Source organism: Microbacterium sp. 18062 (assembly GCF_902706225.1).
Classification (GTDB): Bacteria; Actinomycetota; Actinomycetes; order Actinomycetales; family Microbacteriaceae; genus Microbacterium.
Genome location: NZ_CACSKB010000616.1, coordinates 1 through 395 on the forward strand (window position 1 = coordinate 1; position 395 = coordinate 395).

Annotated in this window: 1 protein-coding gene; it reads left to right on the plus strand. The window is 61.8% G+C overall.

Features of this window, described 5'->3' with window-relative positions; all coding sequences use genetic code 11:
* Positions 1 to 29: 29 nt before the first annotated feature.
* Positions 30 to 395, plus strand: a 366-nt coding sequence (locus GVL03_RS22510; RefSeq protein WP_235038307.1) for a hypothetical protein, incomplete at its 3' end; no start/stop codon positions are given.

A 395-nucleotide genomic window follows, 5' to 3' on the forward strand; every position in this document is an offset into this window, starting at 1 on the left:
GCTTCGGGTCGCGACACGAGAACGGCGACATGGCAGCAGTGAGAGCAACCCGACCTGCAAGCCGCGACGGGCATCACCTTAGCCTGGACTCGCTCGGCAGCTTGCCGGAGCTAGAAGACCCGCTTCGCGACGGTTGGACTTTTCACCGCACGCTCGAACAACCGGCTCTCCTCTTCGGTGGAGGAGGTGTTGAGCTTGGAGAGTTTGGCCGTCACTCGCGCTTCGAGCACGGACAGGCGCTCGACCACTCGGTCCTCGTAGTCGCAGTCAATTGGCAGATGTTCGCCCGGTTCGGTATCCATAGTTCACGATTAGGGTTGTGCAAGTTCATCGCCCGTCGAGTCAGCCGCCTGTCGGGCAGCTCCACCAAAGGTGAGGAGCTCTGGGTCCACGGT